This window comes from Rheinheimera sp. UJ51, from assembly GCF_020819615.1.
In the GTDB taxonomy this organism is placed as follows: Bacteria; Pseudomonadota; Gammaproteobacteria; order Enterobacterales; family Alteromonadaceae; genus Alishewanella; species Alishewanella maricola.
In genome coordinates this window covers 1-15,975 of the sequence record NZ_JAJHOG010000005.1, presented here as the reverse complement: position 1 = coordinate 15,975, position 15,975 = coordinate 1, and the positions used below count along the sequence as shown (strand labels likewise).

Annotated in this window: 13 protein-coding genes; 2 read left to right on the top strand and 11 right to left on the bottom strand. The window is 43.9% G+C overall.

Annotated features, from left to right (window positions below; all coding sequences use genetic code 11):
- Nucleotides 1-41 precede the first annotated feature (41 nt).
- The 11 genes from LMJ53_RS07905 to LMJ53_RS07855 all read right to left on the bottom strand — a co-directional run bounded on the left by LMJ53_RS07905 (nt 42) and on the right by LMJ53_RS07855 (nt 14,592).
- A complete protein-coding gene (locus LMJ53_RS07905; protein WP_229585559.1) occupies nt 42-1,403 on the bottom strand; it encodes a DUF1329 domain-containing protein in 1,362 nt (453 codons plus the stop codon).
- A gap of 16 nt (nt 1,404-1,419) precedes the next feature.
- Nucleotides 1,420-3,495, bottom strand: a complete 2,076-nt coding sequence (locus tag LMJ53_RS07900) for a DUF1302 domain-containing protein (protein WP_229585558.1) — start codon at nt 3,493-3,495, stop codon at nt 1,420-1,422.
- 319 nt (nt 3,496-3,814) lie between these two features.
- On the bottom strand, nt 3,815-4,039 hold the full coding sequence (locus LMJ53_RS07895) for a DUF2835 family protein (protein WP_229585557.1): 225 nt from the start codon (nt 4,037-4,039) through the stop codon (nt 3,815-3,817).
- Nucleotides 4,036-6,615 (bottom strand): aminopeptidase N, encoded by a 2,580-nt coding sequence (gene pepN / locus LMJ53_RS07890; protein ID WP_229585556.1) that lies wholly within the window; start codon nt 6,613-6,615, stop codon nt 4,036-4,038. Before pepN ends, LMJ53_RS07895 begins: the two co-directional genes overlap by 4 nt.
- Before the next feature lie 244 nt (nt 6,616-6,859).
- Nucleotides 6,860-8,329: a Na+/H+ antiporter NhaC gene (gene nhaC / locus LMJ53_RS07885; RefSeq protein ID WP_229585555.1), complete on the bottom strand. Its 1,470-nt coding sequence runs from the start codon at nt 8,327-8,329 to the stop codon at nt 6,860-6,862.
- 88 nt (nt 8,330-8,417) lie between these two features.
- Nucleotides 8,418-10,439, bottom strand: a complete 2,022-nt coding sequence (gene prc, locus LMJ53_RS07880) for a carboxy terminal-processing peptidase (protein ID WP_229585554.1) — start codon at nt 10,437-10,439, stop codon at nt 8,418-8,420.
- A 17-nt stretch (nt 10,440-10,456) separates the two neighbouring features.
- Nucleotides 10,457-11,188 (bottom strand): RNA chaperone ProQ, encoded by a 732-nt coding sequence (gene proQ / locus LMJ53_RS07875; RefSeq protein WP_229585553.1) that lies wholly within the window; start codon nt 11,186-11,188, stop codon nt 10,457-10,459.
- 7 nt (nt 11,189-11,195) lie between these two features.
- Nucleotides 11,196-11,510, bottom strand: coding sequence for a hypothetical protein (locus tag LMJ53_RS07870; protein ID WP_226751680.1), 315 nt, complete (start codon nt 11,508-11,510; stop codon nt 11,196-11,198).
- Nucleotides 11,510-11,980, bottom strand: coding sequence for a GAF domain-containing protein (locus tag LMJ53_RS07865; RefSeq protein WP_229585552.1), 471 nt, complete (start codon nt 11,978-11,980; stop codon nt 11,510-11,512). Before LMJ53_RS07865 ends, LMJ53_RS07870 begins: the two co-directional genes overlap by 1 nt.
- Before the next feature lie 150 nt (nt 11,981-12,130).
- The gene (locus tag LMJ53_RS07860) at nt 12,131-13,960 is read right to left on the bottom strand and encodes a protein kinase domain-containing protein (RefSeq protein WP_229585551.1); all 1,830 of its coding nucleotides are present in this window, start codon (nt 13,958-13,960) and stop codon (nt 12,131-12,133) included.
- Nucleotides 13,957-14,592 (bottom strand): DUF4919 domain-containing protein, encoded by a 636-nt coding sequence (locus LMJ53_RS07855; RefSeq protein WP_229585550.1) that lies wholly within the window; start codon nt 14,590-14,592, stop codon nt 13,957-13,959. Before LMJ53_RS07855 ends, LMJ53_RS07860 begins: the two co-directional genes overlap by 4 nt.
- Before the next feature lie 365 nt (nt 14,593-14,957).
- Here LMJ53_RS07855 and LMJ53_RS07850 point away from each other — a divergent pair, with 365 nt between their 5' ends.
- Together LMJ53_RS07850 and LMJ53_RS17135 are read left to right on the top strand one after the other, a co-directional pair.
- Nucleotides 14,958-15,446 carry a fasciclin domain-containing protein gene (locus LMJ53_RS07850; protein ID WP_226751684.1) on the top strand — a complete coding sequence of 163 codons (489 nt, stop codon included), beginning with the start codon at nt 14,958-14,960 and terminating at the stop codon, nt 15,444-15,446.
- Between the two features lie 352 nt (nt 15,447-15,798).
- Nucleotides 15,799-15,975 (top strand): helix-turn-helix domain-containing protein (locus LMJ53_RS17135; RefSeq protein WP_420778852.1); only part of this gene is annotated, 177 nt, incomplete at its 3' end.

Here is a 15,975-nt window from a genome sequence, read left to right as displayed (position 1 = left end):
AAAAAGGCTGGCTACGAGCCAGCCTTGTTTCAAACTAAGTGTTATCGAGTACCTTCACGACGCAGCGAAGCCGGTGTGAAGTCGTTATCAGACAGGGTTACCGAGAAGTCATACATCTTGTCTTCGTTATCTAAACCGATAGCGATATAACGACGAGAGTTCAAATCGTGATAAACCTCTAAAGTACTCCAATGCGTTGGCACTTCGTAGTAGTTCAAGCCATGAGCAACAGCAACGCGATACAAATCACCACGGTTGTCATATAAATCCGCTACATGGATCTGCCAGCTGTCTTCATCAATAAAGAACACACGCTTACCATAAACATGACGGGTACCTTCTTTTAAGGTTGCTTCAACCACCCAAACACGGTGCTTTTCATAACGCACATGTTCTGGATTAATATGACCGGCTTGTAAAATATCGTCATATTTAAGGGTGTTGCTATGCAGTTTGTAATCGTTGTAGGCAATAAACATTTCTTGTTTGCCTTTTAACGTCCACTCATAGCGATCTGGAGAACCGTTGAACATATCGAAATCGTCCGTGGTACGCAGACCATCTGACGCGGTACCTGGTGCATCATAAGCCACGTTTGGTGCGCGACGAACACGACGCTGACCGGTGTTGTAAGTCCATGCTTGACGCGGTGTCGCCACCTGGTCCATGGTTTCATGCACTAACAAAGCCGTACCCGCTAAACGCGCAGGTGAGTTTACGCTTTGTTTAAAGCGGAACAGGATGTTTTCCGCTTCTAATGCAGCCGGCGTCGCATCAGGGTGCGAATACTTGAACATGATTTCTTCATCAAAACCAATGATCGTGTAAGCACCATTTGACGTTGGCGCAGCTTGGCCACCATTACGTGAAGCGGCTACACCACGGTAACGTACAATGTGGTTCCAAACCGCCTCAACACCATTAGATGGCACTGGAAACGGGATACCAATAGCCGCATTGCGTAAACCATTACCACCCTGCACTAACTCAGCACTGCCAGCAATTTGCTTAGTCGCATCATAAAAGTACTGTGGAAAAGACGCACTACGCCGTGTTGGGTAGATGTTCATTTTGAACGTATCAGGATACAAATCAAATAAAGCAATTTGGCCAGGACTTAAAAACTGACGATATTGCTCAAGATTCGCTTTGCTGATAGTGAATAACACTTTGTCATCAGCAAACGGGTTAGGATGGTGATTACCCGGGGTAAAACCCGCCGGAGCAGATTTAATACCGCCAGTCCATTCCGGAATAGAACCATCGGCATTGCCCGCGCGTTCTGCGCCAATAGGCGTGAGATCTTGACCTAAACGGGCAACTTGATCAGCCGGTAATTTAGCCAGTGCATTACAGCTGAACACTAACGCTACAGCTGAAGCTAACAGGGTGAGTTTTTTCATAATTCGTGCTCGTCCCTTAAATAGAGTATTTAATGTTGAATGAAATAAAATCGCGATCTGCAATGTTGTTTGTCGTGCCAACACCATCCCAGAACCAGTTGTAACTGAGTTCACCAGACCATTTACTCAAATAATCGAAAGACAAGGCATAAGATGCCGACTTACGATCTTCTACAAACATAAACAGTGGATCAGGTGTAATACCATTCACGTCATGTGATAACACTAAACGTTGTGATAAGTTCACCCCAGCAAACACGTTATTGTAATCGGCTTTCGCTAAGATCCGGTAACCCCAGGCTGATGCAGTTGGGAACGGGTTCGTTTCAGCACCATTTGATAAGCCAGTATGCAAACCATCTGACACGCCATTGGCACCAATTAACGGGCCACCGCTACGATCGGTGCTCGGGCCGTTTAAACGCAATACGTCTTGGCTTGGCATATTGTTAATTCTGACACCACCGACTTCCGCCAACATCGTAAAGTTATCAGCACCTAACATTGGGCCAAACAAGTGAGTAAAAGTCATTTGAGCTTGTACGGTATCACGCAGGATATAACCTTGCGCATAGTTACCCGGTGTGGCTTTTACGCCAATGTCACGACCTAACTGAGAAATACCCGCTAAATCTGGACGTAAACCTGCATTGGCTAACTGCTCTGGCATACCCGCGTATAAAATTTCCACGTCGTCAATTTGTAATGGATCATCTTGACGGTAAGAAACTTCACCCGCTACAGAGGTGGTGCCTAAGTTGGTGTTAAAACTAAAACCATACAATTTGATATCTTCAGGGTATTCTAAAATACCTTTTGAGAACGCTTGTAGATTTTGTACATTGCTGGCATCTAAGGTACCGGCATTTTGTACCAGGTAGCCAATATCAGATTGAATAGCCGCCGAACTAAAGTTAGAAGCCACCCCAGAAATAACAGGTACCCGACTATGGTAGTTCATGTAATACAGTGCAAATTCGGTATCACCTAAACTTGGTGCGAAATACTCAAATTTAATACCGTACTGACCACCATTCTCAGGCGTTTGCTCTCCTGCAGAACCGGCTGGACGTAATGCCACTTTTGTTGGATAGGCTAAGTATAATTGCGCCGCTTGCGCTGCACTAACTTGACCCGCGGCCACCGCCGCACCTAAACCATTTAAGTTTTGTAGCAAGAACGCCAGATCGATATCAGGGTTACCGGAGAAACCTAACTGGATGTTTTGTGCATAACCACCACGACCGGCAAAGTCGTTAGTAGAAAAGTAAGTGCCTGGAGGCGGTAAATAACTTTCTTGCCAATCGTATTGGTAAAACATTTCGGTCGACAGGTTTTCAGTTAAACCTACCGATACGGTAAACATACCCGTTGGAATAAAGGCTTCTTTTAAATCGGCGCCCGGTGCACGTAAAATACCTACGTCAACGGGTGTAATGTTAATACCGTGTGGAATGAAAGTACTTTCACCCCAGCTCAGTACTTGATTACCTAAACGCACCGTCACCGGCGTCATACCGTCATTAAAAGAAAAGTTGCCATAGATGTACGCATCTAATAAGCGAATATCTTTACAGGCTAATTCGCTTGAGCGATCGTCAGCACATGGATCGACACTAGCACCACTTAACGGATTGCTATAAGCAAAGTTACCGTTGTTCAGTGCAGTATCGTAAAAATACATAAACCGGCCAAAAAAGCCGATGTTATCTTTAGTGATGGAAACTTCGTGTAAGCCTTTAAATAAGCTACTGAACATATCACCACGATCGAAATTCAAATTACCCGCATCACCGTTGCTTGAATAAGCACCCGGTTGAGCCCAGATATCAGCAGAGGGGTAAATCACGTTAGTGGCCGCGTTGTAGCCTGTCCAATCAAAACGTGGATGGTTTACTTTCGCAATGGTATCCCAGTTGCGTTCTTCAGTACGCCAGCTGGCACCGTAAGAGAAAGTTGAATCGAAAACGATATCAACATCGCCTAAGCTAAAGGATGCTGCCTGTGCGGGTGCATAGGCAAGCATGAGCAGCGCAGCAGTAACGCCAGCGGCTAATGGGCTTTTTGCAAAGCGGTTGGGACTTTTTAACATGTTGTTGTCTCCCCCCTGTCTAACAGGTTATGGTCTGTTCTTTTAGTTATGATCTGTTTCTTTTGCCGAAGCACAAGCAGACTCTTTCACTAAAATAATTACATCATTTTTGGGCGTTAGCAAGGCTTGCCACAGCGTAAATCTATTGATTTACATTCATTTTTTCGTTTTTTAGCTAATACCGCAGCTGATTTGGTCAGACCACAGTTTGACCCATCAGGACAGACCAGAGGCAGTAACAGCTAAGGCATTGATTAAAATAGAAATAACCTAAAGCAAATTAAGAATATTTAGCAAGCTATCGTTTGAAGTTATTACTCTAATTAATTTTCTCTAAGCTGAAGAAATCTCCGTTGTTGGTCAAGGTTAATCGAAATCGCCCTCGGATCCCCAATTGACTAATAAAGGGTTTAAAGTGCTTAAAAGCCAATTGGATACGTTCGCCACTGTCCGCAGTGACAATAACATAGCGTATTTCACCGCGGTAAAACTGCTGACATTTCTCAGTTGAAACAAAACCGGAGAACAGGTACTGACGATTCATGGCAAGCTTTTGCTGACCTTTTCAAAGACATCATCCGATAAGCCAGGCTGGGCCAACAATGCCGAGAGCATGGCAATTAATTGCTGCTGACGTGCTTTATCATAACGTCGCCAAGACAATAATGGCGTCAGTAAACGCGCGGCTAATTGTGGATTGACCGGATCTAATTTACTGACAACATCGGCTAATAACTGATACCCCTTGCCATCTGCCCGATGGAATTGTTGTGGATTACGCTGTGAAAAGGCACTGTATAATGCGCGGATGCGATTTGGGTTTTTCCAACTAAACCAACTGCGCTCGGTAACTTGCTGCATCTTACTAAAAACATCATCACCTAGCGTAACGGCAACCAAATTACTATATTTATCCATAACTTGGACATTGGCATGATACTGTTGTGCAAATTGCTCTAACAACTGCGCTGCGCTTGGCAAGGCGGCCGCCTGCGCCGATTGCAACGCAGCTAAACGATCGGTCATATTATCAGCCTGCTGATAATGCTGCGCCACCCAGTTTTCCCCCTCTGCAGTCAGGGCTAAATAACCTAAACAGCGCCGCTTCAAGGCACGCTTTGCTACAGCCTGTTCACTGTATTGATAAGGCTCGCGAGTGATTTGCTGATAACAAGCAGCAAAGTCAGCCTGTAAACTTATCGCTATCTGCTGCTGCAGCAAGGTAAGACTTTGCAATAATGCCGTTACCGGGATCTCATGATATTGCCCTGCTAAAGTATCAAAATCAGGCAAGGTTAATAGCTCCGCCGTTAAAGCCAGATCGGCTAACGGCTGTTGCAACCAGCCACGAAATACCGCGATTAAGTCAGCTGATAACACGGGTGTTTGCTGCTGTTTTATCGCTTCAGCAATTAATAACGACCAATATTGTTGCATCGCATCCCAACGCGCTAAACCATTACTGGCGCTGCTGGCAATCGTTAATAAATCGGTTGCTTGATAACTGGTATGTAATTTTACCGGTGCTGAAAAATCTTCTAACCACACCACTAACGGTTGTTGGGGTATCTGGGATAATTGAAATTGCTGTTGCTGCTCAGTCAGTAGTAAGAGCTCAGCCCGAGCGGGAGTACCATCTTGATAGAGCAATTCGATCCGTACTGGGATCAGTAAAGGCAATTTTTCTGTTTGCTCAGCACTGGCAGGAGTAAATTGGCTAATATCTAACGTTAATTGCTGGTTTGCTGCATCAAATTGCTGTTTTACCGTCAGCTCAGGTGTGCCGGCCTGATTATACCAACGCCGAAACTGCGTTAAATCAATACCACTGGCATCTTGCATTGCTTGAACAAAATCATCGCAGGTAACCGCCTGGCCATCATGGCGTTGCAAATACAGCTTTAAACCTGCACTGAAGCCTGCTTTACCTAAAATGGTTTGCAACATGCGGATCACTTCGGCGCCTTTGTCGTACACCGTTACCGTATAGAAATTGTTCATCTCGATCACTTGCTCAGGTCGGATCGGATGCGCCATTGGGCTGGCATCTTCGGCGAACTGGGCGGTACGCATAACCTTAACGGCATCAATACGATTGAGAGTGGGTGAGCCCATATCTGCACTGAATTCTTGATCGCGAAAAACCGTTAAACCTTCTTTCAAACTTAACTGAAACCAATCACGGCAGGTCACGCGATTGCCCGTCCAGTTATGAAAATATTCATGACCAATAATAGATTCAATATTAAAATAATCTAAATCTGTGGCTGACTGCGCATCCGCTAAAACAAATTTACTATTAAAAACATTTAAGCCTTTATTTTCCATCGCGCCCATATTAAAAAAATCAACAGCGACGACCATGTAGCGATCTAAATCATATTCCAAACCAAAGCGTGTTTCATCCCAGCGCATCGCGCGCTTTAGTGAAGCCATAGCAAATTCAGTTCGTGGTAAGTCGCCCTTCTGCACATAACACTCGAGCAGCACTGAGCGCCCTGAAGCGGTAACAAAGTTATCGCTAAGACAATCAAAATCTCCCGCGACTAAAGCAAATAAATAAGCGGGTTTGGGAAAGGGATCTTCCCAACGCACAATACGACGACCATCAGATAAGGTTTGCTCACTGATTTTATTGCCATTGGATAATAAAAACGGCAATGCCTGATTATCGGTGATGATGGTGGTGCTAAATATCGCTAGGACATCAGGGCGATCGGGATAATAAGTAATACGCCGAAAACCTTCTGCTTCGCACTGCGTGCAATACACACCATCGGCTAAGTATAAGCCCTCTAAAGCGGTATTTTGCTCTGGGTTAATTAGCGTAACAATTTCTAACTCACCCTGATCAGGGACATTGCTTAACGTTAAGCTATCGGCGGTAAGTTGATACTGGGCAGCAGTTAAAGCTTCACCGTTTAACGTGATGCTCTCTAAAATTAATTGTTGCCCATCCAACACCATGTTACCAGGCGTATTACGCTTAAAACGCAATATAGACTTCACACGGGTTGCCGTGGCAGCCAGTTCAAAGGTTAAATCAATGGTACGAATAGTAAAACAAGGAGGTTGATAATCAGCAAGCCGTTTAGGTTGACGATGTAAAGTGTCGTTCATAAAAAAATCCTGTGTTGAAGCCGCTGTTCAATAACAAAAAGCCTAAACAAGATCTCATGCGGCTAACTCAGTCGGGCGGCTTTGCGCTTTATTTCATAGAAATGCTACTTAACACCACAAACCAGCCTGAGGCTAGATTAGGGTGTAAGTAAAACAAAGCCTTTATCGCCATGACTAGACGTTAGCATTAAGATCATCAGCTTCAGGCGTTTAAGCATCAGCGAAGATAGTAAAACTAAAGAATTTAATTTGCCAATACGCGTTCAGCTACTGACTTAGGAGGCGTCAGTTTTAGGATTTTTATGCCCATGTACGCATAAATCACGGCCAATATTGGGTTAATTAAATTAAAGAACGCATAAATAAAGTAATCCAGTGGGTTCACATTTAATACACCGTGCATATAAGCACCGCAGGTGTTCCATGGGATCAAGGGGCTGGTGATGGTGCCGCCATCTTCAAGCGCTCGAGATAAATTTACGGGGGCCAAATTACGCCGTTGATATTCTTCTTTAAACATCCGCCCTGGCATCACAATCGAAATATATTGATCTGCCGTTAAAATATTGGTCGCCAAACAGGTGCCCATGGTACTGACAATCAATGAACCACTGCTGCGGGCTAACTTTAAGATAGCTTCAACAAATTTGCGTAGCAAACCGATGTGTTCAACCACCGCGCCAAACACCATAGCACTAAAAATTAACCAAATGGTATTGAGCATACTGGCCATACCGCCGCCACTGAGTAAGTCATCCATACTTTCGTTACCGGTAGAGATAGAGAAGCCGGCGAATAAGGTTTGCCAAATGATTTTAAAAACAGCCACGGCGCGCGGTAAATCATCCGATGCTAAACGGCTAAGAAGATCATCTTGAAATAATACCGCCCACACACCGCCCAACAAGGCACCAATGAAGACGGTAGGAAATGCGGGGACTTTTTTGATAGCCATGGCCAACAGCACAAATAACGGCACTAATGACCATAAACTGATATTAAATTGTTGCTGTAAGATGTTGCTAATGTCAGTGATATGCTGGAAATCAGCAGAAACATCGCTGTTAAAACCAATAATCACAAAGCCGAACAGCGCCAGAATAATACTCGGAATAGTCGTCCACAACATATGCCGAATATGCTCGAAAAGATCGGCACCAGCCACCGCTGGAGCAAGGTTAGTGGTTTCACTTAATGGCGAAATTTTATCGCCAAAATAGGCACCTGACACAATAGCACCAGCCGCAATAGCGGGTGACAACCCTAACCCACTCGCCACACCAATTAAGGCTACACCAATGGTAGCGGCCGTTGTCCAACTGCTGCCAATACTCATGGCAACGATGGCACACAGCAGGCAACTGGCGGCATAAAACCAAGAAGGATTTAAAAGCTGCAAACCATAATAGATTAAAGTGGGAACCGTGCCCGATAATAACCAAGTACCAATTAACGCGCCTACCGCCAATAAGATCAACACCGCGGCTAAGGACACCGAGATGCCTTTAACGATCGCTTGTTCGATGCTTTGCCAATGGTAACCGTTTTTCAAACCAATTAAGGACGCTACTGCTGCGGCAATGAATAACGCAATTTGATTGGGCCCGTATGAGGAATCATCTTTAAACAGGTAAACCGAACAACCAAGTAACGTAATTAATACCACCATGGGTATTAACGCATCTAACATACTGGGGGATTTTGGCGCTGCCATCGTTATAAGGCCCTTTTATAATTATTATGGTGTCTTTTTTGTAACATAAAAGAAAGGCGGTAAAAACCGCCTTTGGCTAAATCATGTTTTATTTTTTAGCGACTTGATTTAATTGTAACCAATCGACAGTAATATGCGCCGCCTCTTCTAAAAAAGGATCCAGTTTAGATAATAACTCTGGGGCATCATCTACTGAGGTGACCGCCGGTAACGCTAAACGTTTTAACCGTTCATTAGTACGTGCTAGCGCACGTGCTTCATCCGCTTCGCGTTTGGCGATACGCTCTGCTTTGTTCAACGAGACACTTTTCTCATCTTTTTGCTGCTGATACTCGGCAATATCGGTGAGCAAATACTGAAACTCCGTTTCTTTGGCTAAGCGCTGTTGATGTTTTTGCTGCAAAATCGGCACTTGTTGCTGAATACCCGTAGACGCTTGATATTGCGCAGGCGCAATAGCATCCCAAGGTAAGGCATATTCTTCTTTGCTTTCGCCCCACTCCGCAGGATCTATCGGCGATGGGAAGGTAATGTCAGGGATCACACCTTTATGTTGCGTACTGCCGCCATTAATCCGATAAAACTTGGCCATAGTGTATTGCACGCTACCTAGTTGTTGCTCAAACATATCGTAGATGCGACCAATACCACGATGCTGCTGCACCGTACCTTTACCAAAGGTTTGTTCACCTATAATGAGAGCTCGACCATAATCTTGTAACGCCGCGGCAAAAATTTCTGAAGCAGAAGCGCTATAACGATCGACCATAACAGTTAAGGCGCCGTCGTAATAAGATACGCCATCGCTGTCCCCATTTAAGCCAATTTTGCCATCACCATAACGGATTTGCACCACTGGGCCACGATCAATAAATAAACCGGTTAATAATGTCGCTTCTTGTAAAGAACCACCGCCATTACCACGTAAATCGATAATAAGCGCATCCACTTTTTGCTCATTGGCTTCTACCAGCAGTTTTTTCACATCTTCTGATAAATTGTTGTAAAAACCAGGAATATTAATGACACCAATTTTGCTTTGTAACTCGCTTAATTTAGGGGTCAATATTTCAAATTTGGCTGCTCGATCTTCTAAACGAATTTTATCACGAACAATCTCAATTACTTGTGTTTGGCTATTCGCTTCGCTGCCGCCCAATACTTGTAAACGTACTTTACTGCCTTTGGGCCCTTTGATCAGATCGACCACATCATCTAACCGCCAGCCTACGACATCAACAAAGTCTTTCGCTTCCTGTGCGACACCGACAATACGATCCTTTGGCTTAATTTTCTGTGTTAAGTCAGCAGGACCACCGGGAACTAAGCTTTGAATAACGGTGTAATCCTCGTCTGCTCTTAATACCGCACCAATACCTTCTAGCTGTAAGTTCATTTCTTGTTGAAAACGTTCAGCATTGCGAGGTGATAAATATGAGGTGTGGGCTTCTACAGCTCGGGCAAAAGAGTTCATCACAATTTGAAACACATCTTCGCTTTGTGTTTGAACTAGGCGTTTTTGCGTGTTTTTATAACGCTTAGTGAGGATCTCTTTCGCTTCTTCAACGGTCTTACCGGTGAGTTTAAGATTTAACAAATCAAACTTGACGCGTTGCCGCCATAACTCGTTCAATTCATTTAAATCGGCTGGCCAAGCGGCGTCTTCACGATCGTAAACGTACTCATCGTTGGCAGCAAAATCGTAATCTTGCGCTAACTGCGCTAACGCAAAGTCAAAGCGTTCAAAACGGCGCTGCTGCGCCAAATTAAACATGTCAAAAGCAAACGTTAAATTGCCACGATTAATGCCATCATCAAATTGATTACGATATTGCTCAAACTGAGCAATATCGGTCGCCATCAGGTGATTTCGATAATAATCGAGGTTTTTTAAATAGAGATCAAAAATTCGTCCCGACAACGCATCATCTAATTGCACAGGCAAATAATGCGAACGCGTGAATGTTGCTGCAATGCGCTTACTGGCTGTGGCATGTTGAGCTGATTGGCTAATAACCGGTAGCGCACTACTGTCGAGTGGCTCAGGTGTTGTTGCTGTTACGCCTAAAGCTAAAAATAAACCAACCGCTATCAGGGATAATTTCTTCATAACACTCTCTATATTCGTCAAGCTTTGTACAAGCTATCCTGACGTGTTTTGATGATCATGCCAGAACCAAGTTGCACCGTTACATCCGGTAAATTCACTTCAGTGATCGTGGCGGGCATCGGTGACGAGCCTAATTTAACAAGCACTTTATCACCTGTCGCTAACTGCGTCGGTTCAACGGTTGTTAACGTGACGGCAACGGGCGCAACGTCAATTGTGGCTTTTACAGGTGTCGCTTTTGCTGGCACCTTCTGAGCCTTAGAGGCGCGATCTGCCGTTTTGTTCGGTCTTTTTTTATCAACACCGGCAGCAACAGGTTTGGCGACGTTTTGCTTAGCACGTTGCTCTTGCATTTTAGCTTTACGCTTCTCAGCGGCTTTTTGTTTACTTTCAGCTAATAATTTTGCGGCATGCTCAGCTTGTTGTGCATCAATTTGCTCTGCAGCTTGACCGTCAAGGTCAACGCGACTAACGCCTTCTTTTACAGATTCAAGGTAACGCCAGCTTAAGGTATAAACTCTTAACGCTTGACGTATTTGGGTTTTACTCACTGGGCTATCTGCAGCAAGCCGTGCAGCTAAATCCTGAAAAATACCTACTTTCAGAGGTTTAACTTGTTGATCAGCAGCGAAACACAATGGGAATTCACTGACTAAATACGCCAGTACATCTTTCACATTGGCCAGTTTTGCATGTTCGGCAGTAGGTAGGTCTGTTGCTTCAACTAGCTCAGCAGGGGGATTTGTCATTCAGGATTCACTCTTCTTCATCATCTTGTTCAGCAAGCAGTTCTGCTATGCCTTCATCTATTTGTTGTTGGACAAAAGATAGCGCCCAACCAACCAACTCGTCTTGATCTACATCCAATAAAATAGTGTCTCCGCGCAATTGTTCCCACAATTGCGGCATCAAAAACGCTATTTCTACTGATGTTAGGGTGTCGGGTAAAGCATCCCAGACAGCGTGAGCAATAGCATTAAACTTATCTGCTACTAGCTCTTCTTCGCCATCCCAGTCACCGACTTCATCAACTTGCAGTAAATAATCCTGCACAGATAATAAATCTTTCATTAAACCTGAGCCAAACGTTGTTCAAAAATGTCGACTAACTGACCCAGATAATCTTCATCAATGTCATCAAAGCGGTTTAGTAAAGGGCTATCAATATCGAGTACCGCAATCACGCTACCGTTGTGCCGCACGGGTAAGACAATTTCTGAATTACTGGCAGCATCACAAGCGATATGACCCGGGAACTCGTGGACATCTGCCACCCGTTGAATAGCGCCTGTGGCCACACAGGTTCCACAAACACCTTTACCCACGGCAATGCGCACACAAGCCACTTGCCCTTGAAACGGGCCTAAAACTAATTCACCTTCGCGCATAATATAAAAGCCTGCCCAATTGAGATCGGGTAAGCCATTAAACAACAAGGCACTGAGATTAGCCATATTGGCGATCAGATCAGATTCGTGCTCTAACAAGCCACGTGCTTGCTCTAGCAATAAACGGTAATTGGCGCTTTTCTCGCTCGACATACTTCTTATCAAATTCAGGTTACACTAAAGGCCATACATTACTTGTTTTAAGCGTTAATTTAAACCTTTTTTAGCTTAAACCACGCAGCCAGAGCGCGACATTCAGCGCAGAAAGCTTGGTTTGCTGCTTATTTCAACAGCCTTGCCGTATTAAACGACAAAACTATATGGATTTGCCGGATACAAGCATTGTGGCGCTTGTGGTTGATGGCTAAAGCGTCGCGTATCTTTGTAAGGCAACTTCATAAAGCCACCGACGCCTTCACCACTAATTAAAGCAACTTTACTTAAAATACTTTGCAGTAAGGCATTAAACTCGCGTTCAGCGGTAGGATCGAGTAAGCGGTAATAGCTATGCACTTTCATATAAAGTGGCGCCACCTCAAAGATAATACAACCGGTATGTCGAATTAAGTTAAGCCGAGCAATATCATCCATAATCGCATCAGGCAACACCAATTGCTCATCCGGATCTTTACCATCTTCAAAGTAAGAATGTTGCTTGCTGGCCTCTTCTAAACTGATCACCGGGGCTAATTGATAAGGAATGACGCTATCCTCCGCCGGAATAAAAGGCTGCTGTGTCGACTCACGACTAATATGAATGGTGTTGCGGGCATTGAATAAACACGCTTTGAAGATACCGACTTTGCTGATTGCGCGCGCTAAAGTCACCACATTATTAACAGCTAATGCAAAGGCTCGCGCCAACTTATCATTGTACAAGTTTAAGCTACAATCGATATAAACCCCATTAGCTTGCCAATGGATCGCAATACCGCCTACCACCGGATAACGGGCTAAACGGCTGACTGCCGCTATAAAGGCTTTTTCTGTCTCGCCCATACCTTCTAAATAATTTTTATAATATCGCTCGAGTTGCACATCATCGACATAGCCAATGTCCTTATCTTCATTGTGCTCCCGCAAAAACGATTTACGTGAAGAGTAAACCACTGTGTCTAATTCACGCTGTTGATCGCTTACCCACACCGGTAACAAAGGATCATCATTAAATAATGGCAGCTCTGGTAACACTAAGCGCTGCAACCGGGCCATATGCTGCAAAAAATAGTCCCCTGCTTGTTCGCGCAACGTTAAATCGTCGGACAACATACCATCGAGCATAGTGGCAAATTCGAGCGGTAAACCAAGACTTCTAGCGGGAATCGCTTTACGACCAAAACGGCTAGGTTGGCCGGATGCTAAAGCATATAGCGTGCTGGCAACACCTTGCTCATCAAAACGCGGGCTAGATAACTGCCCCGCACGTTGCTCAGGCCCAGTAAAATATACATCTCCCATTCTAGCATTCGAATTCTGTAAGTCTGCCGACATCAGTTGCATGACATTATTGGATAAGTAATGTCCTTCATGATCAAGTTGTGCAAAAACGGATGATCCCCAATCAATTAAGCTTACGAGGCCGCTTTCTTCATCAAACACCAAATTAGACGGTTTAACATCGCCATGGACAATTGGTAAGGCTTCACCGTCTTTTTGATTACGTCGTAAATGCCAGAGTAAATCGGCTAACTGTCCGGCAATAGAAATGATGAGTTTTACCGGTAAGCGCCCATGTAATAAGCTATATTGCTCCAGATCGATGCCGGGAGCCCGCCCCATCATTAAGATCCCCTGCTTTTTAATTACCTGATAAGTGACAAAAGGTGGCACTGCAGGATGATCGACCTGCGATAGCATAAAGGCTTCATCCGCTAAACGTTCTTGAATATGCTGCGGCAGATTGATCCGTGAGAATTTAAAAACATAAGGATGCTCATCAATACCAAAACCCGCAAAGGCAAAGCCATAAGCGCCCTTACCCAGTAAACTAATTTGTTGGTATCCCAGTTTCTCTAACTCATCAATACAAAGCGCCACCCAGTCTTTCAGCTTTTTCGCATCATTGGCATTTAACAGGTAAATAGACTGCTCTTCGGGGATATAAAAGTTACGTAGATTACGATCTTGCATCATAGCCCTGCCGTTGACTTGCTACGCAACATTTGTGCACTGATATCAAAATACCAAACAAACTCAGTACCATCTCTTGGATTCACAATTGTCATAACGTCATAAGGCGTGTCATCCTGCCAAAGCAGCGCTTGTGCTTGAATATCAAAACCATGCATTTGGATAAAAGTATACAGCTCAGTTGTACTGGTAGCTTGAAAAGCTGAAGCAGTACTTTTACCATCGCCACTTTGCCAGATAGCCGCCATTAAGCTGTCTAACACCTCTTGATGATATTCACCCTGTGTTTGCTGCTGACTTTCCAAATGACAAAGCATGGCACCGTAATGACCATTGAGGCTGATATAGTTTGTTTTTAAAATTTTGTCACTTTGTAACAAGCAGTCTTGCCATTGCTGCTGTTTGATAGCATCAAACATTGCTGTCGATAAAACGCGTTCCGTCATGGTATGAGGCTGGTAAAACGAAGTACTTATATAATGCTTACGTAACGTGGCTAATCTAGCGGGATCAGGGCCTTGTTCTATATCCGCAATTAAACTTTTATATTGCAAATTGGCTTGTGCCAAACGTTGCTGTTGCAGCGGATCCAGCGGGTATGTGCTGACTTGACTACATCCCACGATTTGTAACATCAAAACAACCCATAAAGTTCTTGCTGCGCGACAAACTTGCATAAACATTGTTATAGCCATATTGGTGATCATTCGACAATAGTATGCAACTATTTAACTGGCAATTACTAGTCAACTCGTACCGACATAGCAAATGGATCAATTCATAAAACACGTTGCACAAGACTCACTTTGGCGATATTTAAAGCAAAATTGCAGCAAAAAAAGGGCATAATCTCAGTTATGTTTGCATTAATGCTGCCAGCTACGTCATTAGTTAACATCTGGTTTCACCAAAATTAAAAAATATAAATCTGATCCTTGCAACGATCTACAGCGTTTCTAATGCGACTTTTATGTCTAACCTAAAGCTAAAAGGAAAAATTATGAAACTCTCACGTATGATCACCGGTTCATTATTAGCAACATCATTATTTTTTGTCGCACAAGCGCACAACCATGGCATGAAAGCAGATATCGTAGATACTGCCGTTGCTGCTGGCAATTTCACCACCTTAGTCACCGCAGTAAAAGCGGCTGACCTTGTAGATACGTTAAAAAGTGAAGGCCCATTTACTGTTTTCGCACCAAATGATGCCGCATTTGCCAAAATCCCAGCTGCAGATTTAAATGCGTTAGTCGCAAATAAAGAAGCGCTTACCAGCGTTTTAACTTACCACGTAGTCGCTGGCAAAGTGATGGCTGCTGATGTTGTAAAACTGACTAAAGCAACGACTGTACAAGGTCAAGATTTAGCCATTGAAGTAAAAGATGGCAAAGTTTATGTCAACGGCGCGCAAGTGATTGCTACAGACATTAAAACAAGCAATGGCGTGATCCACGTGTTAGACACTGTTGTCATGCCAAAAATGTAATCAATCCTTTCTTATCAAAAGCCCACTTTTTAGTGGGTTTTTTATTGTTTAGAATAGTGAATTAACCATGCAGCAAACAATATTTACGACTGCAAAAACACGCTAATGCGACTTAACTGATGCTTTTTCCAACAACTAGCCACAACTTAAGCCATACCTCGTGCAGCAACAGCTAATGAAATGCTTTTAACCACATAAAAGCACGGTTTTATCTCTTAAATTTTATAATACCATTCCATCTTGTTTTCTGCTCTAATTGTACTCACCAAATCATCACACTCTGAGTCTTATGAATCATACTGCTGAAGACATCCTTAAGCTTTCTCGCGCCTAGAAAAATGGGCGTAAGCGCATGCGTTTGCTCGCTATTGCTCAGTTCCTTGAATGTAAAAACCGTACACAGGTCGCTAATCAATTGAAGATAAGCCGTACCAGCGTCAATAACTGGGTGACTCAATACCTTGAATTGGGGCTTGCAGGCTTGGATGCACGCAAAGCAAAAGGGCGTATTCCTTATTTAACTCCCAAA